Below are 815 nucleotides of genomic sequence, written 5' to 3' on the forward strand. Positions count from 1 at the left end.
GGCTATCTAAGCCCGTTCCAGGATGTCGGCGAGCTGACCCATTCCAGCTACGCCATCCGCCCTTTGCGCGAGGGCTTTCTCTACCTGCTGATCAAGCGCCATAGCGCACCGGCCTACGAATGGCACAGCCAGTACCGCGTGGCGCCCAATGGCTCGCTGCTGTACATCAGCAGCGACGCCCCCTGGGAGACTGCCCCCAGCGCCGGCAATCTGGATGAGATCCTTCGCGGTTTCGGCTGGACCATCACCCTCTACGACCTGGATGACATCCAGGAGCTGCGTCCATTGTTCAGCCCTTCCCCGCTGACCCCGCGCATGCTCGACAACTACCGCCTGCTCGACGACGAATACCGCAGCAGCCTGCCCACAATCGATATCGCCCGCTTCATCCAGCCTTCCGACGCCCCGCCACAGCCCCACGTCCTCAAGCATGACCAACTGAGCTGGGTGGCCGACTTCAAGGCCCAGGACGATGCAGACCTGCAGGCGCTACTGGACCTGCAGCCGTTCAACAACGACCAGATCGTCTCGCCGCACGCATCACGCCAAGCGCTGGCACCGCTGGTGAACCACAGCAAACCCCGTGGCGCCGCCATCGTCATCGAAGACGCCATCGGGATCACCCAGGAGCTCAACGCCTGGCGCAACGCCGCTGTCGAGGATGTGAAAACCCAGTGGCTGGCGCGAACTGTGGAGCCCGGGGTCGACAACGAGCGCAAGCTGCTGGTCGCGCAGTCGTTTCTGGAAATCGAAAAGCTCTACCCGCAGATGGTGGCCGAGCAGATCGTCAAGCGCGAAGTCACGGCCGAGAAAGT

At 63.1% G+C, this 815-nt stretch carries 1 protein-coding gene; it reads left to right on the forward strand.

Features of this window, described 5'->3' with window-relative positions:
- On the forward strand, positions 1 to 815 hold an 815-nt coding region (locus tag ACF8O8_RS18315), incomplete at both ends, for a T6SS effector BTH_I2691 family protein (protein ID WP_392510193.1).

Source organism: Pseudomonas sp. TYF_14, from assembly GCF_043105275.1.
Classification (GTDB): domain Bacteria; phylum Pseudomonadota; class Gammaproteobacteria; order Pseudomonadales; family Pseudomonadaceae; genus Aquipseudomonas; species Aquipseudomonas alloputida.